Here is a 23,563-nt window from a genome sequence, read left to right as displayed (position 1 = left end):
GCGTCAGCGTAACCGGGCGGGCGGGCGCGGTGCCGGACGGTGCGGGGCGGTGTCGGACGGTGCGGGGCGGTGTCGGACGGTGTCGCTACAGTGCGTGCATGGCATCACGGACCTCAAGGGCCACCCGAACCACTCGCGTCACGGTGGTATCGGTGATGGCCGTCCTCGTTCTGGCGGGGCTGGGTCGGTGCGCGGATCTCGAGCAGGTCACGGGCGGCGGGGTCGGAATGCCCGTCTCGTCGTCGTCACTGGCCCCACCGCCCCCTCCGCCGGTGTCGGACCCGGCGGCCCCGCCCGGCCCCGAACCGGGGGCGCCCGAGCCCATCCCGTTCGAGCCCGCGCCACCCGAGGCCGCCCCGTCGGGGGATCCGCTTGTCGCGTCCGCCCGGATGGCCCTGCCCCAGCTGGAGATCAAGGGGCGCGCCCCCAAGACCGGGTACGACCGTGCCCTGTTCGGCCAGGCGTGGTCGGACGACGTCTCCGTGGAGTTCGGCCGCAACGGGTGCGATACGCGCAACGACATCCTGCGGCGCGATCTGCAGGACATCACCGTGCGTCCGGGGACCCGGGACTGCGTTGTGCTCACCGGGGTCCTGTACGGGCCCTACACCGGGGAGCGGATCGAGTTCGTGCGGGGGCAGGACACCTCGTCGGCGGTGCAGATCGATCACGTGGTGGCCCTGTCGGACGCGTGGCAGAAGGGCGCCCAGCAACTCACCCTCGAGCAGCGTCGGGATTTGGCCAACGATCCGCTCAATCTGCTGGCGGTGGCGGGTCACGCCAACCAGAGCAAGGGCGACGGTGACGCGGCCACCTGGCTGCCCCCGCGTCGCGAGTTCCGTTGCCCCATGATCGCGCGGCAGATCCTGGTCAAGGAGCGCTACGGCCTGTGGGTGACCCACGCCGAGCACGAGGCCATGGAGCGCGTCCTGGCCGGCTGCCCCTGACCCGGCCGGCGGGCCTGGTCACCCTGGTCGCCCTGGTCAGAAGTCGAAGAACCCGCCGCCGTCGCCGCCGAACAGGCCGCCGTCGAAGAACCCGCCACCGCCGCCGTCTCCACCGCCGTCGCCGCCGAACAATCCTCCGTCGAAGAACCCTCCCCCGTCGCCGCCTGCGTCGCCGCCGTCGCCGCCCATGAGCCCGCCGTCGAAGAAGCCCTCGCCGCCGTCGCCGCCCCCCATGTCACTGACGTCCGCGCCGCCCTCGCCGACTCCGGCGGCGAAGTCCTCTCCGGAGTACCCGACACCCGCCATACCGGCGAACATCATGTTGAACATCATCATCGAGCCCATCATCCACACGCCAGTCGCCAGGGCGGAGGCCCACCACGGCTCGGAGTACCACCCGGCCGGGACCGGCCGTCCGGCGACCACACCGCCGGGGTAGTAGTGCGGGGTCTTGTCGCTCGGCTCGGTCGCGGCGGTCATCGTGCGACCCTCGACCTCGACGGTCCGGTCCTCGGTCACCCGGCCGGCGCGTTCCTGGCCGTCGGTCGTGGGCAGCTCCGGGCCCGGGTCCAGGCCCATCGCCGACCGGGCGGCACGCACGTAGTAGAGGCCCTCGATCGCAGTGTCCTTGGCCAACCGCGCCTGGACGGGCGTGCGGGCGTTCTCGAGCTCGGTCACGGCCGCGGTGTAGCGCTCGGACGCGTCGGCCATGGCCTGCTTGGAGGCCTCGTCGGTGCCGTCGAGGTTGAACACCTGACCTCCGAGGCGCTCGACCCATCGCGAGGCCTCGGCCCGATGGTCCTCGAGGTGGCGGTTGTCGTGCGCCTGGAGCTGCGTCTGACCGTTGTTCTGGCTGCGGGAGACCACCGCGACGGCCACCGCGATCACTGCGGCGATGAGGAGGAATTCCACGGGTCGACCTTTCTCGGTACTACTGACCGAGCGTACCGAGAATGTGTCCCGCCGGTCAGTGGCCGCCGGGGTCGGGGGACCGGGCGGCCGGGGTCCGTCCCACTCCCTATTCGCCGAGGGTGACCCGGTCGAGCCACGCCGCGGCGGCGCCCTCGACGGTGGTGCCCTCGGTGACCATCGGCCAGGCGCCGTCCATCCCGCCGGCGAGCGCGGCGTCGGTGAGCACGGCGTCCCAGAAAGCCGCCGACCCGAACTCACCGCGCCACTGCACCGCGGGCAGGGTCAGGCGATGCAGGGTGTGCTCGCGCGTGGTGCCGATCGCCCCGTGCACCTGGTGGGCGTTGCGCACCGCGACCGCGACGGCCTGCGAGGCCACACTGCGGGCCACCGCCACCCGGAACCCCGACAGCGGCCCGGTGAGGCCGGTGACCATCGCGTCGGCGACGGCCTGGTCGACCGCGGCGCGGGCCAGGACGGTCTCCGCGGCAATGTCGACGACGAGGTTCTGCACGGACTGGAACTTCGCCAACGCCCTACCGAACTGATTCCGCTCGGACGAGTGTGCGATCGCCGACTCGAGCATCCCCTCCGCGGCCCCCACACACTGCACGGCCCGGGCGAGCGCGCCGCGCAACACCGCCGACTCCACCGCGGCGGACTCGACCGCGGTCCAGCCCGCGTCCTCGGGCGGGACGACGTCCCCGAGCGGCACCGCGGAGATGCCGTCGCGCGGCGTGATCTGCGCGCTGACGGTCTCGACGTCGGCGACCTCGAACCCCGGCCCGTCGCCGCCGGTGGCCGGCGACCTGCGGACAAAGAGGATGGTGTCGGTCGCCCCCGCCCATGCCACCCGACGGGCGCGGCCGTCGGGACCGAGAACGGCGAGGGTCGCCGTACCGGCGCAGGAGTCATCGAGGCCCGCGGCGCGGCGCACGGGACCGACGACGAGGTCGGTCTCCGCATACGGGACCGCGACTCCGGCGGCGGCGGACAACCGCAGCAACGTGGCGGCCTCGGCCCAGCCCGCACCGCTGCCCCCGCCGTCCTCGGGCGCGGTCAGTCGGCCGACCCCCACCTCGGACAGGGACCGCCACACGGCAGACGGATCGGGCTCCACGGTGGGGCCCGAGAACTGGGCCAGCACGCCGGCCATCATCGACTCGAGGTCCTCGTCGATCTCAAGGCCCGCGCTCTCGGCGGTCTCCGCGGCCTCACCGGTCGCCCCGTTCGCTGCGTTCGCTGCGTTCGCCGTGTTCATCGCATCCCCAGTCCCCGCGCGATCACGCCGCGCAGAATCTCGTTGGTGCCACCCCGCAGAGTGAAGCCGGGCCGCTGGTGCAGCCCGGCACGGAGCAGATCGGCGAGCTCGGACGCGGCCGCCGCCCCACCGTCACCGTCACCCTCTCCGTCACCGGCACCGTCACTGTCACTGGCACGGGGGGTGAATTCGTCCCCGAACCGGGCGGAGACCGCCTCGACGATGTCCCCCTCGGTGGTGGTGCCGAGCAACTTGACCAGGGCCGCCGCGGTGTCCGCCGGCTCCCCGCGCTGGAGCGCTCCGGCGATGTTCTGACTCAGGGCGTGCAGCCCCGCCATCCGCGCGACCGAACGACCCAGGTCCGTCCGGGCGGGCAGGCGCCCCTCGGCGATGGCCCCGATCTCCGCGGCCAGCAGGCGGAAGGAGGACAGGAACCGCTCGGGACCACTGCGCTCGAACGCCAACTCGGAATTGACCTGCTCCCACCCGTTGCCCAGGGCGCCGAAGACGCGGGAATCGGGGACGAACACCTCGTCCAGCACCACCTCGTTGAAGTGATGGTCACCCGACAGGGACACGATCGGGCGGATCGTCACACCCTCGCTGCGCAGGTCGACGATGAACTGACTCAGCCCCGCATGACGGTGTGAGGTGTCCAGGGGCTCGGTGCGCGCCAGCGCGATGAATGCCTCGGCGTGCTGCGCACCGGACGTCCACACCTTGGTCCCGGTGATCGACCAGCCGCCGTCGACACGGACACCCTTCGTCCGCACACTGGCCAGGTCCGACCCGGAGTCCGGCTCACTCATGCCGATCGCGAAGCAACACTCGCCCGCCGCGATCCGGGGCAGGAACTCACGCTTCTGCTCCTGAGTCCCGTATCGCAGCAACGACGGCGCGATCTGCCGATCCGCGACCCACTGCGCGGCGACCGGTGCCCCCACGGCCAGGAGTTCCTCGGTGACGACAAAACGTTCCAGGTGAGAGCGTCCCCGTCCGCCGTACTCGGTCGGGACCGTCATCCCCACCCAGCCCCGCTCGGCGAGCCGACGAGTGAAGTCCTCATCCCACCTCGTCAGCCACGTATCGATCCACGGCGTGAGCCGACCGGCGGCGATCTCCCCCGACAGGAACGACCGCACCTCTGCCCGCAGGGCGTCCATCTCCGCCGTCGCCAGGGTGGTCGGGGGAACCAGTGCAGAGCTCATCGGTGCTCCTTTTGGAGGGCGTGTGGTGATGGTAGGTCAGCGGCTCAGCGACCCTCGTACTCCCCCGCGCGCTTCTCCCCGAACGCGGTGAGGGCCTCGCGGTGGTCGGCGGTGTGGTGTGCGAGTGCCTGCATCGCCGCCGAGAGCTCGAGCAGTGACTCGAGCGACTGGTGCTGTGACTCGCGGAGCAGACGCTTGGCCATCCGGACCGCGTGCGGCGGGTTCTTGGCCACCCGGCCGGCCAGTGCTCGGGCTGCCGGGAGCAGTTCCTCGGGCTCCACGACCTCGTTGACCAGGCCCCACGCGGCGGCCTGCTCGGCCTTCACCCGGTCGCCGGTGAGCGCCATCTCCGCCGCTCGCGCGGGGCCGATCGCCTTGGTCAGCAGCCACGCGCCGCCGTCGCCCGGGATGATCCCGAGCTGCACGAAACTCTCGGCGAACCACGCCTTCGTCGAGGCCACCCGCAGATCGCACATCACCGCCAGGTCGCACCCCGCCCCGACGGCGGGCCCGTTCACCGCCGCGATCACCGGCACCTCGCAGTGGTACAGCGCGCGCGGAATCCGCTGGATGCCGGTGCGGTACCCGTCGCGGAGTTCGTAGGGGCTGCCGCCGAACATCCCGGTCCTGTCGACCATGTTCTTGACGTTGCCGCCGGCGGAGAACGCCGACCCCGCGCCGGTGAGCACGACGGCCCGGACGTCGTGATCAGCGTTGACCACCGCCACCCGGGCGCACAGTGCGTCGACGATCGCCGGGTCGGAGATGGCGTTGCGGGTCTCCGGCAGGTTGAGCGTCCACGTCTCGATGTGGTCGGCTCGCTCGACCACCAGTGGCTGAGAGGTCATGGGAATCCTTCTCATCGAGGGGCTGATACGTGAGAACCCCCGGCCAGAGGGGACGGGGGTCAGAGGGTTCTGATGGAGCCGCGTGTCGGAATCGAACCGACGACCTTTTCATTACGAGTGAAATGCTCTACCGACTGAGCTAACGCGGCGAGCCCTTGTGGGGCGAGGCAACTATATATGACCGGCCCTCGCGGTCGGAAAACGCCTGGCACCCTGTGGTGGACGCCCCGCCCGGGGGCACGCGCCTGCCCTGCCGCCTCAGCCCAACGCCTCCCGTATCGCCCCCACCATCGCCGAGACCGCGAACTTCGGCTTGACGTTGACCTCGATGGCGGCCCGGCACTCCTGGATGGCCTCGATGGCCCCCAGCACGGACGCCGGCGGATAGTGCCCCCCGAGGCGCGCCGACTCCTCGGCCTTGTCCGGGTGCACCGGGGCGATGTCGGCGACGCCGAGTCCGGCCATGAGCGCATCCCGGTAGAAGCCCGCGAGGTCGACCAAAGCGAGGTCCAGCGAGTCGCGGGTGGAGCGGGTCCGCCGCGACTTCTGCGCCTTCTCCAACTCCTTGACGGCCCCCGCGGCGCCCCGACCCGCCGCGACGGCGCCCTTTCCGGTCCCGCCCACACCCATCGCGGTGCGCAGTTCCTCCACCTCACGCTCATCGTTCGGGGTGTTGCGGGCCAGCGCCTCCTGTTCGGCCGCGCTGACCAACCGGTCCGCCAGCGGGAAGGCCCGACCGGGATTGTGCATCACCATGGGCAGCTCCAACACCACGTCCCGGCGTTCACGCGTGGCCTCGTCGGTGGCCAACCACCTCGCGCGGCCGATGTGACCGGAGGAGACGGCCGCCGCCCACCTCGCCCGATCCGGATCGATCCCCCCGCCGGCGAGGAGCGCGGCCTCGACGGCGGCCGCGTCGGGTTGGCGCAGGGCCACGTTCCTCGAGCGGGACCGCAGCGTGACCATGATGTCCATCGGGTCGGTCGTGGGCGAGCACAGCAGGAAGACCGTGCGGCTCGGCGGCTCCTCCACCACCTTGAGCAGGGCGTTACCGGACTGCTCGGTGAGCCGGTCCGCCTCCTCCACCACGACGATCTGCCGGCGCCCGGTGCTGGGCCGGCTGGCGGCGCGGTGGATGGTCTCCTTGACGTCCTTGAGGAGGATGTTGACCCCCTGCGGAGCCAGGAGGTGGACATCGGCGTGGGTCCCCGCCAGGACGGTGTGACAGGACCGGCACTCCCCACAGCCCACGATCTCCGGGTGCTCGCACTGCAACGCGGCGGCGAAACACATGGCGGCGACGCTCCGGCCGCTGCCCGGCGGGCCGGTGAACAGCCACGCGTGGACCATTCGCGCGTCCGCCTCATCCCACCCCTGGCCGGGGACCCGCGCACGCGCGGCCGACGCCGCGGCGGTCAGCTCCGCCACCACGTCGGCCTGTCCGGCCAACCGATCGAACACCCCTGGCATGGCCCCACCATATCGCCGCTGTCCGTCACACCTACGGTCCCGTGACGGGGGCTGGGACTACCCTTGGGCCAATGGAGCGATGGGTCAGGCTGTTCCGGTGGCTGTGGGCCACTCCCTGGCCCGTCTATGCCCTCACCATGGTGCAGGCCAACATCATCGGCGCGGTGTTCGTCTTCGCGTTCCTGCGTTTCGTCCTGCCGATGGACCGGTTTCTCGACCTGGAGCAGTTCCGGTTCCTCAACCAGTACCTGTTCATCGGCTATCTGGTGCTCGCGTTCGTGGGCGGGGTGATCGCCTCGACATTGCTCCTGCTCCCGGTCCTGCGGGTCGACCGCTCCGGTGAGGAGTTCGGCGGGGCGATCCGCAAACGGGCCCTGAAACTCCCGTTCCACCAGGCGCTCATCTCCGGCACCATGTGGCTGGTCGGCACAATCGTCTTCGTCGTCGCCAACGTGGGCCACTCCCCCCGGCTCGCCCTGGTCGTGGGCGTGACGAGCATCCTCGGTGGGACCACGACCTGCCTCATCTCCTACCTCCAGGCCGAGCGGATCATGCGGCCGATCACCGTCCGCGCCCTCGCTCGGGGCGTGCCCGCCAACAGGCACGTGCCGGGGGTGCGCCGTCGGATCTTCCTGGGCTGGGCTCTCACCACCGTCATCCCCGTCGCCGGGATCCTGCTGATCCTCACCGGGCAGTGGGTCGGGCTGTTCGGCGACGAGCCGGAACACATCCTCGTCGCCCTCGCGGTGATGGCCAGCGTCGCCGTGATCGCGGGCGCGATCGGCATGGGCCTGGTCTCGGACTCCATCGCGGATCCCGTCCGCGAGATGCAGGCGGGCGTCGGGCGGGTCAAGAAGGGAGATCTGGAGGCCCGCGTCACGATCTACGACAGTTCCGAGATCGGCCGACTGGGTCAGGGCTTCAACGAGATGGTGACCGGTCTCCAGGAGCGCGAGGCGATCCAGGACCTCTTCGGTCGCTATGTCGGCGAGGAGGTCGCACGCCACGCACTCGAACGCGGGACGGAGCTCGGGGGCCAGGAGAAGCAGGTCGCGGTGCTCTTCGTCGACCTCACCGGCTCGACGGAGTTCGCCGCCGCACACGAGCCGGCCGAGGTCGTCGCCGTGCTCAACGAGTTCTTCCGCATCGCGGTGGAGGCCGTCGACTCCAACGGCGGCTACATCAACAAGTTCCAGGGTGATGCACTTCTCGCCGTCTTCGGCGCGCCCCTGGAGGTGGAGAACGAGGCGGGGCGGGCACTGCGGGCCGCTCGCGCCCTACAGAGCCAACTCGCGGGTCTCTCCCCGCTGTCGGCGGGGATCGGGGTCTCCTACGGCACGGTGATCGCCGGCCACATCGGTCACGCCAAGCGCTTCGAATACACCGTGATCGGCGACCCGGTCAACGAGGCCGCGCGGTTGACCACCCTGGCCAAATCGGAGCAGGGGCACGTCCTGGCGTCGGCGGCGGCGATCCGCAACGCGGATGCGCCCGAAGCCGCGAGGTGGGTGTTGGGTCGCAGCGTCGAGCTGCGGGGCCGCGGAATCATGACGCAGCTGGCCAGACCCCTGCGGCCGACCCTCGCGGACCGGTGGCAGTCGGGCAAGGTCGCGCTGCGCCCCACCGTCGAGGGAGTCGAGGCCGCCGGCGCCTGAGCCGCCCCGCGGTTGGCGGACTTCGGTTCGCGGTTGGCGGACATCGGTTCGCGGTTGGCGGACATCGGTTCGCGACCAGAGGGCCCTGAGCGCCGATTCTGTCCGCCAAGTTGGTGGCGAGGTCCGCCAACCGCGGAGGTGTGACGCCGTGGGGCGCCCCGCACGGTCGGGTCAGCGCCCGGCGGCGGCCTTCTTGGCCGGCGACTTCCGGGCCGGGGCCTTTTTCGCCGCGGTCTTCTTGGGCGGCGGCGACTTGGCCCGCCTCTCGGACAGCAGTTCCGAGGCGCGCGCGTCGGTGAGCGTCTCGACGGTGTCGCCCTTACGCAGCGACGCGTTCGACTCGCCGTCGGTGACGTACGGCCCGAAGCGCCCGTCCTTGACCAGCATCTGCTTGCCCGAGACCTCGTCGACCCCCATCTCGCGCAGCGCCTTGGGCGCGGCGGCCTGCCGACCCCGACGCTTGGGCTCCGAGTAGATCTTCAGGGCCTCCTCGAGAGTGATGGTGAACACGGCGTCCTCGGTGTCCAGGGTCCGCGAGTCGGTGCCCTTCCTCAGGTAGGGACCGTACCGACCGAGCTGCGCGGTGATCTCCTCGCCGCTCGTGGGGTCGACGCCCAGGACCCGCGGCAGGGACAGCAGCTTGAGCGCCTCCTCCAGCGTGACCGTGGCCGGCTCCATGGACTGCATCAGCGATCCGGTCCGCGGCTTGGGGCCCGTGGGGTTGTCGGACTCCTTCTTGGCTTTGCGGGTCACGGCGGACTTGGCCTTCGTCGCCGCCTTCTTGGCCTCGGCCTTGGCCTCGTCGCTCTCCGCGGCGGCGACCGCGGCGTCGCGCTCGGCGTCGATCTGCTTCTTCTCCGCCTCGGCGTCGGCGAGCACCTTCTTCGCCCACCGTGCCTTCTCCTCGTCGGTGGGCTCGGGCAGCTTCTCGGTGACGTAGGGCCCGAAGCGACCGTCCTTGACCACGATCTCGTGACCGGTCTCCGGATCCACACCGAGGGGACGCCCGTCCTGCGGGGTGGCGAAGAGCTTCTCCGCGACCTCGAGGGTGAGTTCGTCCGGGCTCATCCCCTCCGGCAGGTTGGCCCGCTGCGACTCCCGCTCACCGCTCTCCCCGTCGACCATGCGCTCCAGGTACGGGCCGTACCGCCCGACACGGACGTGGACCGGTCGGCCCTCGGCGTCGTCGAAGACCCGGATGGAGTTGATACTGCGGGCGTCGATGGCCTCGAGGTTGACGTCGATGAGGTTCTTGAGCCCGACCGCGTGGCCCGCGTCCCCGGACCCACCGTCCCCGAAGTAGAAGCGACGCAGCCAGTCGTCCCGGTTCTCGCGCCCCTCGGCGATCTCGTCGAGTTCGTCCTCCATGAGCGAGGTGAAGTCGTAGTCCACCAGTCGACCGAAGTTCTGCTCGAGCAGTCCGACCACCGCGAAGGCCACCCAGCTGGGCACGAGCGCGTTGCCCCGGGAGTACACGTACCCGCGGTCCTGGATGGTGCGGATGATGCTGGCGTAGGTCGAGGGGCGGCCGATCCCCATCTCCTCCATGACCTTGACCAGGCTCGCCTCGGTATAGCGGGCCGGCGGGCTGGTGGTGTGGCCGTCGGCGGACAGGTCCGACCCCGTGAGGTCCTGCCCTTCGCTCAGGCGCGGCAGCCGCCGCTCGGCGTCGTCCGCCATCGGCTTGTCCGAGGACTCACTGGACTCCTCGGCCGCTTCCACGTACGCCTTGAGGAAGCCGGGGAACGTGATGGTGCGGCCCGAGGCCGCGAAGGTCGCCCGCTCGTACCCGGACGGGTTCTGTCCCGCGGCGCCCATGATGCGGATACTCACCGACGTGCCCTTGGCGTCCGCCATCTGGGAGGCGACCGTGCGTTGCCAGATGAGCTCGTACAGGCGGTACTCCTCGGCGTCCAGGACGCTGTGCAGCTGCCCGGGGGTGGCGAAGGACTCCCCTGCCGGGCGGATGGCCTCGTGCGCCTCCTGCGAGTTCTTGACCTTGCGGGTGTACTGACGCGGGGTGGGCGAGACGTACTCGCTGCCGTACAGCTCCGTGGCCTGCGCGCGGGCGGCCGCGATGCCGCCCTCGGACAGGGTGGTGGAGTCGGTGCGCATGTAGGTGATGTAGCCGTTCTCGTACAAACGCTGCGCGATACGCATGGTGCGCTCGGAGGTGTAGCGCAGTTTGCGACCGGCCTCCTGCTGCAGCGTCGAGGTCATGAACGGCGCGTAAGGGCGGCGGGTGTACGGCTTGGACTCCACGGAGTCGACGACGAAGTCCGCACCGTCCAGCGCGTCCGACAACGCGCGGGCCGCGGACTCGCCGAGCACCACCGCGTCCTTGGCCGCGCCGGAGGTCTTGAGTCGACCGTCCTGGCCGAAGTCGCGCCCCTGCGCCACCCGGGCACCGTCCACCGCGGCGAGGCGGGCGGTGAAGCTGCGCGGCTCACCGGCGTCGCCGCCGGCGGCCTCGCGCGTGGTCAGGGTCGCGGTGATGTCCCAGTAGTCGGCGGCCACGAACGCCATGCGCTCCCGCTCGCGCTCGACGATCACGCGGGTGGCCACGGACTGCACGCGCCCGGCGGAGAGCCGCGGCATGACCTTCTTCCACAGCACGGGGGAGACCTCGTAGCCGTAGAGACGATCGAGGATCCGGCGGGTCTCCTGAGCGTCGACCAGGTCGGTATCCAGCTCGCGGGTGTTCTCGGCGGCGGCGAGGATCGCCGGCTTGGTGATCTCGTGGAACACCATCCGCTTGACCGGCACCTTGGGCTTGAGCACCTCGAGCAGATGCCAGGCGATCGCCTCGCCCTCGCGGTCCGGGTCGGTGGCCAGCAGGAGCTGGTCCACGCCCGCCAGCTCCTTCTTGAGCTCCGAGACCTTCTTCTTCTTGTCCGCGCTCACCACGTAGATCGGCTCGAAGTTGTGCTCCGGGTCCACGCCGAGCCGGGCCCACGGCTCCTTCTTGTACTTGGCCGGGATGTCGGCGGCCCCCTTGGGCAGGTCTCGGATGTGCCCGACGGACGCCTCGACCACGTAGTCGGACCCCAGGTAGGGCTGGATCTTGCGGGCCTTGGTGGCGGACTCGACGATCACCAGGCTCCGCTTTCCGCCCGATGCTGTCTGCTTGCTCGCCACTGAACCGCTCCCAACCTGCGCTGATCCGTCGGCGACGTGTGCCACCGACCTCCGGTCCCGGATACGGTACGCGTGCCGGGGCCTGTCTATGAGAATTCATACCAGGCCAGGGGCGCTTCGGAAGAGTCGCGTTCGACGCCGGCCCGCCCCCGAGCGGCGCACGGGCACCCGCCCCGATCGACTCCTCCCCCATGCGGAGGTGCCCCGGAGCGCGACGCGGAGGGGGGCGCGGGGAGCGGCGCGCCGGCCCGGGGAGGCGCACAGCCGCATCCTTATATATCTGTCACGCGTCGCACCGGGTCGGCTCGTCGTCGTCCCCGGTTACGGACACCCGGGACGAGCAGCATGACGGCGATCGGAACGTCGCCGGATTGGCACCGATAGACAGACCGGTCTATGGTGAACGCAAGCGGGAACCACACCGAACTGGAACGTGTTACTGTTTTTCAATTCCGTCGGGGCGGCGAGTCGTGCCCGAACCCGCGTACCGTCGGTGGCCGTACGGGAGTCATGAGCAGCCCCGATCATCTCAACGACAACGGAGGTCAGCACCGGTGGGCAATGCGTCCAAGACCAAGCTGGACAAGGTGGTCATCCGCATCGCGGGCGACTCCGGTGACGGCATGCAGCTCGCCGGTGACCAGTTCACCTCGGAGGCGGCCGCCTTCGGCAACGACCTGGCGACCCAGCCCAACTACCCGGCCGAGATCCGCGCCCCCCAGGGCACGATCCACGGGGTGTCGAGCTTCCAGATCCAGATCGCGGACTACGACATCCTCACCGCCGGGGACCGCCCCGACGTGCTGGTGGCGATGAACCCGGCCGCGCTCAAGGCGAACATCGACGACCTGCCCTCCGGTGGCATCCTCATCGTCAACTCCGACGAGTTCACCAAGCGCAACCTCACCAAGGTCGGCTACGAGTCCAACCCGCTCGGCTCCCCCGCCTTCGAGGCGTTCCAGGTGCACGAGGTGGCCATGGGCACGCTGACCATCGGTGCGGTCGAGTCCGTGGACGTCGGCAAGAAGGACGCCGAGCGCTGCAAGAACATGTTCGCGCTCGGCCTCCTCACCTGGATGTACGGCCGCACGGTCGACTCGATCGAGTCCTTCCTCGGCGAGAAGTTCAAGAAGAAGCCGACGATCCTGCAGGCCAACCTGCTGGCGTTGCGGGCGGGCTGGAACTACGGCGAGACCACCGAGGCGTTCGCCTCCGAGTACGAGATCCAGCCGGCCCAGCTCCCGAAGGGCCGCTACCGCCAGATCACCGGTAACACGGCGATGGCCTACGGCCTGGTCACCGCGGGCAAGTCGGCGGACATGCCGGTCTTCCTGGGCACCTACCCCATCACGCCGGCCTCGGACATCCTGCACGAGCTGAGCAAGCTCAAGCAGTTCGACGTGACCACCTTCCAGGCGGAGGACGAGATCGCCGGAATCGGTGCCGCCCTCGGTGCGTCCTACGGTGGGGCGCTGGGGGTCACCTCGACCTCCGGCCCCGGTCTGGCGCTCAAGTCCGAGGCCATCGGCCTGGCCGTGATGACCGAGCTGCCGCTGGTGATCATTGACGTCCAGCGCGGCGGACCCTCGACCGGGCTGCCCACCAAGACCGAGCAGTCGGACTTGCTGCAGGCGCTGTTCGGCCGCAACGGCGAGTCTCCCGTCGCGGTGATCGCCCCGCAGTCGCCCTCGGACTGCTTCGAGATCGCCCGCGAGGCGGCGCGGATCGCGGTCACCTACCGCACCCCCGTCATCGTGCTGTCGGACGGCGCGATCGCCAACGGCTCCGAGCCGTGGCTGCTGCCCGAGGTGGCCGCCCTGCCGGCCATCGAGAAGAACCTCGCCACCGCGCCCGCGACCAGCGCCGACGGTGACACCGAGGCCGCCGGCGACTACCTGCCGTACGCCCGCGACCCGGAGACGCTCGCGCGCGACTGGGCGATCCCGGGCGAGGCGGGTCTCGAGCACCGCATCGGCGGTCTGGAGAAGGCCAACGGCACCGGCAACATCTCCTACACGGCGGAGAACCACGACCTCATGACCCGCACCCGGGCCCTGCGGATCGCGCTCATCGACGTGCCCGACCTCGAGGTCGACGACCCGTCCGGCGAGGCCGAGGTCCTGGTGGTCGGCTGGGGATCGTCCTACGGCCCCATCGGTGAGGCGGTCCGTCGCGCCCGCGCCAACGGCCACCGCGTGGCCCGTGCGCACGTCCGGCACCTCAACCCGCTGCCGGACAACATCGGCGAGGTGCTGGCCAGGTACCACCGGGTGCTCGTCCCGGAGATGAACCTGGGCCAGCTCGCGATGCTGCTCAAGGCCCGCTTCCCGGCGCAGATCCAGCCCATCACCAAGGTGCACGGCATGGCGTTCTCGGCCGAGGAACTGCAGACCGCCATCGAGGCGGAGTTCGCCGGTCGGCTCACCCACACCGAGCACGACAAGTACCGGCTGGCGCTCGACGGGGTCATCACCACGACCGGCGAGCCCGCCGCGCGTCACCGGCGGATCGGCCACACCGCCACCGGCACCACCACCGCCAACCGAACCCGCTGACCCGCGAGCGAGGAGAGGATTTCCATGACCACCACCGAAACCGGACTCGTCGGCAGCCCGCTGCCCCTGGACGCGTTGGCCTCCGTACCCAAGAGCGACGCCCCGCAGAAGCCCAAGGACTACACCTCGGACCAAGAGGTGAGGTGGTGCCCCGGGTGTGGTGACTACGTCATCCTGGCCACCATCCGCGCCCTGCTGCCCAAGCTCGGTCTGAAGCGGGAGAACATCACGTTCATCTCCGGGATCGGCTGCTCCAGCCGCTTCCCGTACTACCTCGAGACCTACGGCATGCACTCGATCCACGGGCGCGCCCCGGCGATCGCGACCGGGCTCGCCACCGCTCGCCCCGACCAGTCGGTGTGGGTGGTCACCGGTGACGGTGACGCCATGTCGATCGGCGGCAACCACCTGATCCACACCCTGCGCCGGAACGTCAACCTCAACATCCTGATGTTCAACAACCGGATCTACGGGCTGACCAAGGGCCAGTACTCTCCCACCTCGGAGGCGGGCAAGGTCACCAAGTCCAGCCCCATGGGCTCGTTGGACCACCCGTTCAACCCGCTGTCCCTGGTGCTCGGCGCCCAGGCGAGCTTCGTGGCCCGCGCCCTGGACTCGGACCGCAAGGGCCTGACCGAGGTCCTCGACGCCGCCGCTCGTCACCGCGGCACCAGCTTCGTGGAGATCCTGCAGGACTGCCCGATCTTCAACGACGGCTCGTTCGACCTGTTGCGCAAGGAGGACGCCGGCAACCACCTCATCCCGGTGCGCCACGGCGAGAAGATCATCTTCGGCGACGAGGGCCAGCACTGCGTGGTCCGCTCCGGGTTCTCGCTCAAGGTCGCGACGACCGCCGAGGTCGACGAGGCCGACATCATCGTCCACGACGCCCATGCCGAGGACCCCTCCTACGCGCACGCGCTGGCGAACCTGTCCAGCCAGGACCTCGAGTACACCGTCACCGGTATCATCCGGCAGGTCCAGCGCGAGACCTACGACGACCAGGCCCGTGCCCAGGTCGCCGCCGCCAAGGAGACCGCACCGTCGGACCTCCAGGCCCTGCTCGACGGCAGCAACACCTGGACCGTGGGTTAGAACAACCACGGGCAGCAGCCCACGCACCGACGCGATCGTCTCCCGGGGACGGTCACCACACGGATCTGCGATCCACTCAGATCCTCGTGGTGACCGTCCCCGCGACGCGTCCCCGGGCGTCCCAGGTGCGCTCGACCACGTCGGCCGTGCCGTGGTGGTCGATCCGCACCGCCGTCGTCGACCGGGTCCCGTACCACCGGCCGATCCGGACGAACCGCGACGACAGACGCCACTCGTGCCAGAGCGGGACCCCCGTGCGCGGCAGGTGCCGGAGCGGCGCCTTGCTCCGGTCGGCGAGCAGGTCCAGCAGCGGGCCCGACCAGTCCTGACCCGTGAGTGCCTCGGTCCCCATCAGTGCCGTGACGTCGCGCACCGCCCCGACGACCTTGGGCCACGGGGTGTCCAGCGCCGCGTTGGACAGCCCGTGGACCCCGGTACCCAACTGGATCGGCCCCCGACCTGAGCGGTTGGAGGCCCACCACATCTCCTCGAGGTCGCCGGCCAGGAGGTTGACCGGCCCGTATCGGCCCAGATCGTCGACGACGTGCCGGGCGAACCCGGTCACGGGGACCGGCCCGGTGAGCGCGTCGACCGGAAGCTCACCCCGGGATGCGGTCGCCGGGCGCTCGCGGCCACCCTCCCGGACGTTGGTTACCGCCGCCAGCCGCGCCCCGGCGGCCAGCGAGAGCCACGTCCCGCCGGCCGTGACGTCGCGGCCCGCGAGGATGCCGCCGACCCCTTCCCTGTCGGGGGTCCACTCGTGCAGGGGTTCGGTGGGGCGGTCGTGGACCTCGTCCCGGTTGGCCACCAGCACCAGCGGGTACCGGGGGTGGACCCGGTGGGCGATGACGAGCATGCACATGGCATCGAACACTTCACCACCGGATTTCCGGGCGCAACACCGGGGCCCCGCCTCCCGACTCCTGCGCCCGTCTGCTCAGCCCGGCCAGGCCCCCGGCGGCACCCCGGGGGGCGCGGCGCCGAGGGTCTGGGCCAGCCTGGCGCGGGCGCGGGCCGTCCCGAGCCGCAGCAGGGGCCCGTCGCCCCGGGGGCCGACGTAGGTGGCGCGGATCCCGGCCCTGGCCAGCGCTTCCGCGAGTGCGGCCCGCCGAGGGGCGTGATGCTCCACCCCGGGGTCGAGTCCCAGGTCGATCGCGCCGGCAGCGGTGATGCGGCCGGCGGTGAGGAACCAGACCCGCAGCGCTCCCGCCGACGGGGTCCACCCCTCGGGCACCGCGGTCACGGCACCCCGCCGCCAGCGTCGCACCAACGGGACGAGGACCGCGGTCCGCGCGGTCGACACGGTGCACCGGCCGTCCGGGCCCGCCGCCGAGCGGACGGGGTCGAGTCCGGCCTCCGTGAGTAACGCGACGAGGGCGTCCGCGCGCCACGCTGCGTCGAGCGCCACGGAGACCTGCGCGAGGGCCCCCGCGAGGGTGGATTGGCCACGGGCGGCGAGCGCGCCCTCGAGGTCGGTCGGCTCGGGGACGTGCTCGTCGGCGGCGAAGAACGACAGCTGCGTCACGGGCCCGAGCCTACGGCCGGCCCCCGACACGCGGCGAGGCCCCCGACGCGCTTGCGGCGGGGGCCTCGTCGATCAGGGACGGTGGCGCCTCAGATGGCGCGGACCTCCTGGGCCTGCGGGCCCTTCTGGCCCTCGCCGAGTTCGAACTCGACGCGCTGGTTCTCCTCGAGCGTCTTGAAGCCCGTGCCCTCGATGGAGGAGTAGTGGACGAAGAGGTCGGCGGAGCCGTCCTCCGGGGCGATGAACCCGTAGCCCTTCTCCGCGTTGAACCACTTGACGGTGCCCTGTGCCATGGTGATGCGTTCCTTTTCCGTACTGCCTGGTGCGACCCCCGGGACGTCCACGTGGGTCGGGTAGACCCATCGCCCGTGAGGAGCCCGCGGGCGATAGCGACGACCGCGATAAGTACACCACGAGACCCGGCCCGGGTGAACTGGTCGCCGCCGGGTCCTCACCCGGCCGGGTCGCCCTCTACCGTCGAGGGGTGACGACGTACGGACGCGAACTCCTGGGCCACCTGCTTGAGCACCTGCCGTCCGGGCCGTCACCAGTCACCCACACCGTCGACCTGCCCGCCCGCGAGGCCCGGTATGCGGACTGGCCGGCGTGGGCCCACCCGGGGTTGGTCGACGAACTACGCGGTCGGGGCGTCGACCGGCCCTGGGCCCACCAGGTGGCCACCGCCGAGCACGCGCACGCGGGTCGCAACGTCGTGGTGGCCACCGGCACCGCGTCCGGCAAGTCACTCGGCTACCAGTTGCCCGCGCTCAGCGCGCTCGCCGCGGACCGGGGGGCCTGCGTGCTGTACCTCTCCCCCACCAAGGCCCTGGGCCAGGACCAGCTGTCGTCGGTCGTGTCACTGGTGGACGCCGTGCCCGGGCTCGCCCACGTGACACCCGCGTCCTACGACGGGGACACCCCGACCGACGCCCGCCCGTGGATCCGCGAGAACTCCCGCTGGATCGTCACCAACCCGGACATGCTCCACCTGTCGGTGCTCGGCCGGTCCCGCCAGTGGACGCGTGTCCTGCGGGGGCTCCGCTTTGTCGTCGTCGACGAATGTCACTCCTACCGGGGCGTGTTCGGCTCCAACGTCGCCCTGATCCTGCGGCGGCTCGACCGGCTCGCCCGGGCGCTGGGGGCCGACCCGACGTTCATCCTGGCCTCCGCCACCACCTCGGACGCCGGCGCGGCCGCCAGCACCCTGGTCGGCCGCCCCTGCGTGGAGGTGACCGACGACGCCTCACCCCAGGGTGGCAGGACCATCGCACTGTGGGAGCCCCCGCTCATGGACGGGCTCTCCGGGGAGAACGGGGCCCCCGTGCGGCGGCCGGCGCCCGTCGAGGCGTCCACCCTCATGGCCGGGCTGGTGGCCGAGGGCGCGCGAACGCTGACCTTCGTGCGCTCCCGGGCGGGGGCCGAGTCCACGGCGCTGCGGGCGCGCGAGCGCCTAGTCTCCGATCACGGTGAGCGGGGCCGGGAGCTGGCCGGGCGGATCGCCGCCTACCGCGCCGGGTATCTGGCCGAGGACCGACGACGACTCGAACGCGGCCTGGCCGAGGGGGACCTGGTGGGGGTGGCCTCGACCTCCGCGCTCGAACTGGGTGTGGACATCTCCGGACTGGACGCCGTGGTCAGCGCCGGGTTCCCGGGGACCATCGCCTCGTTCTGGCAGCAGGCGGGCCGGGCGGGTCGACGGGGGCAGGGTGCGCTGGTGGTCCTGGTGGCCCGCGACGACCCGCTCGACACCTATCTCGTCCACCACCCGGAGGCGCTGCTCGGCAGGCCGGTCGAGGCCACCGTCACCGATCCCCGCAACCCCGTCCTTCTGGCCGGGCAACTGCGGTGCGCGGTGAGCGAGAGGCCAATGACGCACGACGAGGCCCGCGCCTGGGGCGCCACGGAGGTCCTGGAGGAACTGGCCGCGCGGGGGCTGGTCCGGCGCCGACCCGTGGGGTGGTACCCCGCAGCGGACGACCACACCCCGCACACGGAGGTCGACATCCGCGGGACCGGCGGGGCCGAGGTGGTGATCGTCGACGCCGTGGACGGCCGGATGCTCGGGACCATCGACTCGGTCCGGGCCCGGTCCCAGGTCCACCCGGGGGCGCTGTACCTGCACCAAGGAGAGTCCTTCGTGGTGGACGAGCTGAACCTGGACGACGGGCTCGCGCTGTGCCGGCCGGAGGAACCCGAGTGGACCACCTCGGCCCGGGAGCAGGTGTCGATCGACCTGATCGAGACGCTGGAATCGGTCTCCGCCGGGCCGGTGACGCTGTCCTACGCCGAGGTGGAGGTGACCGCACGCGTGACCGGATACCAGCGGCGCCTGCGTGGCGGGGAGATCCTGGACGTGACGCCGCTGGACCTGCCCGAGACCGTCCTGGCCACCCGGGCGGTGGTGTACACCCTGACCCCGCAGCTGCTGCGGGTCGCCGGGCTGGAGGAAGCGGACTGGCCGGGCGCGCTGCACGCCGCCGAGCACGCGGCCATCGGCCTGCTCCCTCTGGTCGCGACCTGCGACCGCTGGGACATCGGCGGCGTCTCGACGGCCCTGCACCCGGACACGGGACTGCCCACGGTGTTCGTCTACGACGGCTACGCGGGCGGCGCGGGCTTCGCCGAACGCGGATACCGGCGCGCGACCTCGTGGCTCCGGGCGACCCTGGACGCCATCCGCTCGTGCGAGTGCGAGACCGGCTGCCCCTCCTGCATCCAGTCCCCCAAGTGCGGGAACGGCAACGACCCGCTCTCCAAACCCGGCGCGATCGCGCTGTTGACTGAGGTGGTTGGGCAGCTGGCCGCGTCAGGCGAGAGGGGATCCAAATAGTTAGATACCGACTCTGCCTGACTCGACCTTCATGCACCTGCGATGCTGCCCGTCGCCACTGCGATCGTCCCGATGGAGTACTCGATCGCCGATGTTCACAACAGGGCGACGGCGCCCGCCGGTGAACGCGCTATATGGCCCTTGAAGTAGCCAGCGCATCGAAGCTCTAGATTCGCCCTGCAATCCAGCTCAAACATGCTATGGCCTCCCAGTGCGGGGCCGCAAGAGCGTTAACCGTTCGCGCATTTCCCAAGCCATCCTGATGTGGAGTGTCCGACCCATAAGGGACACTTGAACCATGCTAAACAACCGACCTAGCAGAAGAGGTGCAGGCTCCGCCACGGATTCCTCGTACCCCACTCCTGCACACTCTAACGGACCAGCAGGAGGGGCCGCAGTAACGCTAAGGACACTCGCTCCCCAGTACATCAAAGAGCAGCACGCCCCGTACGTCTACCACCTCGAACGCGCTGTCGCAGAGCCGAGAAACCGAAACATCGCCCTGACCGGTCGTTACGGATCAGGAAAATCGAGCATCCTTGACGAGTTCCTCCGTGGCCAGATCAAGGAAAAAAAGCAGACGCTGCGAATCAGTATCAACACGCTAGGCCCAGACGACAGCGAAGCCCTGACCAACAGAATCCAGAAGGAGTTGGTGAAGCAACTGGTCTATCGGGCCAAGCCCGGCGAGATCCGACACTCGCGATTCGCCCGAAAACAAGATCCGAACTGGTGGCGAACTTTGCGGGATGCCGCGCTAGTCGGAGGCATGGTCTTTGGCTTACTCTGGCTCTTCGGAGTCCGACCGGATCCAGAATCTTTCGGAAGTGGTCATGCCGCCCTATCGGCCGTTGCGTTCTGCGTTCTAGTGGTGGGTGCCGCGTGGGCAGTTCGCTGGACGATTGGAAACCGGCTCGTCTCACAATTCTCAACCGGGGGCACATCAATCTCTTTTGACAAGCAGCCGGAATCCTACTTCGACGAATATCTAGATGAAATTGTTGCGTTCTTCGACGCCACGGAACCCGACATAGTTGCCTTCGAAGACCTGGACCGGTTTGATGACCCTCAGATTTTCGACTCGTTGCGCGAGCTCAATACGTTGATAAATGCGTCTGCCCAATGGCAGCACCGGAAACAGCCACTCCGTTTCATTTACGCGATCAAAGACAGTCTATTTGACAAGTTGGGCGAGGAACCACAGGACAAGGGCCGAAAGCAAGCGAAGTCGTCGACGCCGGAACAGACGGTGGAGGATGAGCCCACAGAGGCTAGACAGCTGGTCGAGAAGAAGCATCGTGATGCCGCTGAGGTGGCTGTCGAGCGCGCGAATCGGACGAAGTTTTTTGAGGTTGTCATACCCGTAGTGCCGTTTCTCTCCCACAGCAACGCGCGCGACTTGCTAAGCGCGGAGATGGAAAAGATAAAATTGTCTCAGGGGACGGAGATCAGCCGCGGGCTGCTCAATATTGTCGCCCGCCACGCAACCGACATGCGCCTGTTACTCAATATTCGAAATGAGTTCGTGGTCTTTGCCCAGAGACTGTTGTGGATTAAGGACGAGGACCGTGCTCCGGGCCTGACCGCAGACAACCTGTTCGCTCTCGTCGTTTATAAGAATTTCCATCTGGCCGATTTTGAGAATCTGCCTCACCGGGGCAGCGCACTGGACGAACTCGAACGCAAGCGTCGGGACCTAGTAGATCAGCTCATCGAGAGTTTTCGAAAGGGCAAGTACGAACTCCTTCGAGGGCACCATTTTCAAAGCGCGCAGGATGAGGTTTCTCAGATTCTCGGCGCCCGACTCAGTTTTTTAGCGACCACTATGGGGCAGACCATTAGAAAAATTAGAGTTGGTAGGCAACCTTTTGCCGCAGACACCGTCCACACCTCGGATCTCTGGAGGGCCGTTGCGGAGTCTGGCGCTATGCAATTAGAGTTGACCTCAACTCTGGGGGGCCAACAATCCAAACCTGTAATCAATAGTGGCCAATTGTCCGATTTATTCCCCGAGGTGATGAATCCCCTGCGGTGGGGTCAGTGCGACAATGAACTAGACGCCAAACGAGAGGATTTCGATCACAAAATCGCCGTGCTTCGAGGCGCGGATTTTTCCACACTGGCAGGGCGGACATTCGGAGAAAACGTTGAACCGTCATTCATCCACTGGGTGAACACCCTTATGCCGTCTCAGCTCGCTCGTGACTTGGTGCTCACCGGACACCTGACCAGGTACTACGCCGAGTACTCGACAGTCTTCTACGGTGACTTCCTCGGCGTCGACGTGGCAAACTTCTTCCGGAACTGCGTCTGGCCGAATGAAATGGATATCCATCTCCCTTTCGAGACTAAGAACGCGGTGCAAAACATACTTGAGCAGGCGCCGGACGACTTCACCCGGTCGCGAAGTGCACTGAACATCGAAGTAGTCGACAGCCTTCTTGAGAGTGAGCCCCAAAAGGCTGCGGAGGTCGTGAGGTTCCTGGCGGAAGAACCCGGCGATGACAGCAGGGCGTTCCTAGACGCCTACCTCAACGACTCCAACTCGCGAAAGCAAGACTTGGTCGGACTGCTAGCAGCGCACCCCTGGAGCGGCATACTTGACCATCTGGCGCGTGAAGGCGCCATCGATGACGACAATACCTTGAGTGGGCTCGTCGATGCTGCGCTGCTGAGCACTGCCGATGCCAGCGAATACGAGCTCGGCAATGAGGCGCGCGCGTTGATCGCCGACCGCTACCGGAAGCTGACGACCTTCACCGCTGACCTCGGCGAGAAGAATACCGATGTCGCAATGGGGTTCATCCGCCGCATAGGCATGATCGTTCCCACCCTTCAGCCTCTGTCCGCCCCGGTGCGCCGACGAGTAGTAGAGGCAGGAATGTACGAACTGACGGCTGCGAACCTCCGCGCCGCACTCGGGCTCGGCAGCGAAGAAGCCGTCACGCTGGACCGGATCAGCGAGGATGAGGACATCTGGCGGCGATGCCTCGAGGATATCGACGGTTACCTTGGGGCAGTGAATGGGGACGGACCAACTGATCACATAGTTCTCAGCGCCGATGTCCTAAGCGCAACGATCCAGGAGCAGTACGAGACGTGGACCGGCGACCAGTTGTCCGCGGTACTGGAATTGACCTCCCCGGCGGCAGCGCTCCCCGACATAACTGCGGTCGCCACGGACTCTTGGCCAGCGATTGCCGCGGCTCGACTGATCGCACCTTGCGCTGCAAATCTGCACGAGTATGTGACGGAATTTGGGGTGGAAGCAAACCTCGCCAAGGTCCTCTTAGTCGAACCGGAGGCATCGGTCCGAATAGAAGGCCTGGAGGACGCAGAGTCCGATCATATTATCGCGCTGCGGTTACGAATTCTCAACGCCCACCAGTTGATCGAATCCAAGGACCGAGTACGGCTCGCTCAACAACTTGATCCGAAATCGCGACTAGCCCCGATAGAGCTGACCGCGATCCAACCGTCCGAAGACGACCTCCTCGCCTACCTCTTAAGCGCCGGACTTGTGCCGGACTCCGCCGAGACGTTCGAACACTTCTTGACCGCCGGCTGGTCTTCGGTATCAACGGCTTTCGCGATCTCATGGGCTGCCAAGGACTTTCTGACCCCCGAACTTATTAAAGGAAACGTCCTGACAGTGCTTCGCGAACCAACAGTCCCGAGAGCCATCAAGGAGAAGGTTGTCGCAAATATCGGAGACTACGCGGCAGACGGGGAAAGTGAAGTGCTGCGCGAAGCGGCTTCATTCGCCCACAAGTCCAAGTTTCAAATTCAGTTGCATCAGATCGAAAAAGTCGCGCCTCATGCCTCTGATCCGGAGGTCGTACTGTGGCAGCTCGCGAGAATGGGTGACAAGCTCGACGACAGCGACTCTCTTCGGATCCTCGGCCTGCTTGGCGGTGACTACGAGGGCTTTAAAGGCGGGCCGGGCCATGAGTTTGACGTAACTGTCACAGATTCCCTCAAGGCCGTCCTCGATCGCCTGAAGGGCCAAGGCCGGATCGAGTTGCCCCGAGGTGGCAAGCCGGACCGCAAGAAGGTGAAGATGAACTAAGCCGCGCTACTCGAAGCTCCCGTCGAGGGGGAAAGTGTGGCTCTTCGCATCTG

The 23,563-nt window shown here is 68.7% G+C and carries 15 protein-coding genes and 1 tRNA gene; 6 read left to right on the top strand and 10 right to left on the bottom strand.

The genetic code is table 11. The features are described from left to right. Positions 1–98 precede the first annotated feature (98 nt). Positions 99–947 (top strand): HNH endonuclease family protein, encoded by an 849-nt coding sequence (locus tag H483_RS24455; RefSeq protein WP_371204008.1) that lies wholly within the window; start codon positions 99–101, stop codon positions 945–947. Between the two features lie 36 nt (positions 948–983). Here the strand turns inward: H483_RS24455 and H483_RS24450 are convergent, their stop codons facing one another. From H483_RS24450 to H483_RS24425, 6 genes are all read right to left on the bottom strand, one after another. Continuing rightward, on the bottom strand, positions 984–1,859 hold the full coding sequence (locus H483_RS24450; RefSeq protein WP_017835906.1) for a hypothetical protein: 876 nt from the start codon (positions 1,857–1,859) through the stop codon (positions 984–986). Between the two features lie 106 nt (positions 1,860–1,965). Then, the gene (locus tag H483_RS24445) at positions 1,966–3,117 is read right to left on the bottom strand and encodes an acyl-CoA dehydrogenase family protein (protein WP_017835905.1); all 1,152 of its coding nucleotides are present in this window, start codon (positions 3,115–3,117) and stop codon (positions 1,966–1,968) included. Next, the gene (locus H483_RS24440) at positions 3,114–4,325 is read right to left on the bottom strand and encodes an acyl-CoA dehydrogenase family protein (RefSeq protein WP_017835904.1); all 1,212 of its coding nucleotides are present in this window, start codon (positions 4,323–4,325) and stop codon (positions 3,114–3,116) included. The genes H483_RS24445 and H483_RS24440 overlap by 4 nt, the downstream gene beginning before the upstream one ends. A 44-nt stretch (positions 4,326–4,369) precedes the next feature. Further along, the gene (locus tag H483_RS24435; protein ID WP_017835903.1) at positions 4,370–5,173 is read right to left on the bottom strand and encodes a crotonase/enoyl-CoA hydratase family protein; all 804 of its coding nucleotides are present in this window, start codon (positions 5,171–5,173) and stop codon (positions 4,370–4,372) included. Between the two features lie 73 nt (positions 5,174–5,246). Beyond that, positions 5,247–5,322, bottom strand: a tRNA-Thr gene (locus H483_RS24430). A 109-nt stretch (positions 5,323–5,431) separates the two neighbouring features. Then, positions 5,432–6,643, bottom strand: coding sequence for a DNA polymerase III subunit delta' (locus H483_RS24425; RefSeq protein ID WP_031264592.1), 1,212 nt, complete (start codon positions 6,641–6,643; stop codon positions 5,432–5,434). A gap of 71 nt (positions 6,644–6,714) precedes the next feature. Here H483_RS24425 and H483_RS24420 point away from each other — a divergent pair, with 71 nt between their 5' ends. After that, positions 6,715–8,298, top strand: a complete 1,584-nt coding sequence (locus H483_RS24420) for an adenylate/guanylate cyclase domain-containing protein (protein WP_017835901.1) — start codon at positions 6,715–6,717, stop codon at positions 8,296–8,298. A gap of 171 nt (positions 8,299–8,469) precedes the next feature. Here the strand turns inward: H483_RS24420 and topA are convergent, their stop codons facing one another. Then, on the bottom strand, positions 8,470–11,436 hold the full coding sequence (gene topA / locus H483_RS24415; protein WP_042329021.1) for a type I DNA topoisomerase: 2,967 nt from the start codon (positions 11,434–11,436) through the stop codon (positions 8,470–8,472). Positions 11,437–12,059: 623 nt separating this feature from the next. Here topA and H483_RS24410 point away from each other — a divergent pair. Together H483_RS24410 and H483_RS24405 are read left to right on the top strand one after the other, a co-directional pair. Continuing rightward, complete coding sequence (locus H483_RS24410; RefSeq protein WP_371204010.1) at positions 12,060–13,991, top strand: 2-oxoacid:acceptor oxidoreductase subunit alpha; 1,932 nt, start codon at positions 12,060–12,062, stop codon at positions 13,989–13,991. Between the two features lie 24 nt (positions 13,992–14,015). Beyond that, on the top strand, positions 14,016–15,086 hold the full coding sequence (locus tag H483_RS24405; protein ID WP_017835898.1) for a 2-oxoacid:ferredoxin oxidoreductase subunit beta: 1,071 nt from the start codon (positions 14,016–14,018) through the stop codon (positions 15,084–15,086). Between the two features lie 76 nt (positions 15,087–15,162). Here H483_RS24405 and H483_RS24400 read toward each other — a convergent pair whose 3' ends face one another. The 3 genes from H483_RS24400 to H483_RS24390 all read right to left on the bottom strand — a co-directional run bounded on the left by H483_RS24400 (position 15,163) and on the right by H483_RS24390 (position 16,904). Continuing rightward, complete coding sequence (locus H483_RS24400; RefSeq protein ID WP_017835897.1) at positions 15,163–15,960, bottom strand: NRDE family protein; 798 nt, start codon at positions 15,958–15,960, stop codon at positions 15,163–15,165. Positions 15,961–16,023: 63 nt separating this feature from the next. After that, positions 16,024–16,611, bottom strand: coding sequence for a hypothetical protein (locus H483_RS24395; RefSeq protein WP_031264588.1), 588 nt, complete (start codon positions 16,609–16,611; stop codon positions 16,024–16,026). A gap of 89 nt (positions 16,612–16,700) precedes the next feature. Next, positions 16,701–16,904: a cold-shock protein gene (locus H483_RS24390; RefSeq protein WP_017835895.1), complete on the bottom strand. Its 204-nt coding sequence runs from the start codon at positions 16,902–16,904 to the stop codon at positions 16,701–16,703. A 191-nt stretch (positions 16,905–17,095) separates the two neighbouring features. Between H483_RS24390 and H483_RS24385 the strand changes: the two genes are divergently transcribed. Beyond that, complete coding sequence (locus H483_RS24385) at positions 17,096–19,441, top strand: DEAD/DEAH box helicase (protein WP_017835894.1); 2,346 nt, start codon at positions 17,096–17,098, stop codon at positions 19,439–19,441. A 298-nt stretch (positions 19,442–19,739) separates the two neighbouring features. After that, a complete protein-coding gene (locus H483_RS39095) occupies positions 19,740–23,510 on the top strand; it encodes a hypothetical protein (RefSeq protein WP_152427869.1) in 3,771 nt (1,256 codons plus the stop codon). The last annotated feature ends 53 nt before the right edge of the window (positions 23,511–23,563 follow it).

Origin of the sequence: Dietzia sp. UCD-THP (assembly GCF_000349585.1) — a bacterium.
Lineage (GTDB): Bacteria > Actinomycetota > Actinomycetes > Mycobacteriales > Mycobacteriaceae > Dietzia > Dietzia natronolimnaea_A.
This window is presented reverse-complemented; position numbering and strand designations above follow the sequence as displayed.

Bases quoted from the DNA above. Each gene is read 5' to 3' on its own strand.
- H483_RS24455 (WP_371204008.1), top strand. From the start codon at position 99: ATGGCATCACGGACCTCAAGGGCCACCCGAACCACTCGCGTCACGGTG.
- H483_RS24445 (WP_017835905.1), bottom strand. From the start codon at position 3,117: ATGAACACGGCGAACGCAGCGAACGCAGCGAACGGGGCGACCGGTGAG.
- H483_RS24440 (WP_017835904.1), bottom strand. From the start codon at position 4,325: ATGAGCTCTGCACTGGTTCCCCCGACCACCCTGGCGACGGCGGAGATG.
- H483_RS24435 (WP_017835903.1), bottom strand. From the start codon at position 5,173: ATGACCTCTCAGCCACTGGTGGTCGAGCGAGCCGACCACATCGAGACG.
- H483_RS24425 (WP_031264592.1), bottom strand. From the start codon at position 6,643: ATGCCAGGGGTGTTCGATCGGTTGGCCGGACAGGCCGACGTGGTGGCG.
- H483_RS24420 (WP_017835901.1), top strand. From the start codon at position 6,715: ATGGAGCGATGGGTCAGGCTGTTCCGGTGGCTGTGGGCCACTCCCTGG.
- H483_RS24410 (WP_371204010.1), top strand. From the start codon at position 12,060: ATGCAGCTCGCCGGTGACCAGTTCACCTCGGAGGCGGCCGCCTTCGGC.
- H483_RS24405 (WP_017835898.1), top strand. From the start codon at position 14,016: ATGACCACCACCGAAACCGGACTCGTCGGCAGCCCGCTGCCCCTGGAC.
- H483_RS24390 (WP_017835895.1), bottom strand. From the start codon at position 16,904: ATGGCACAGGGCACCGTCAAGTGGTTCAACGCGGAGAAGGGCTACGGG.
- H483_RS39095 (WP_152427869.1), top strand. From the start codon at position 19,740: ATGCTAAACAACCGACCTAGCAGAAGAGGTGCAGGCTCCGCCACGGAT.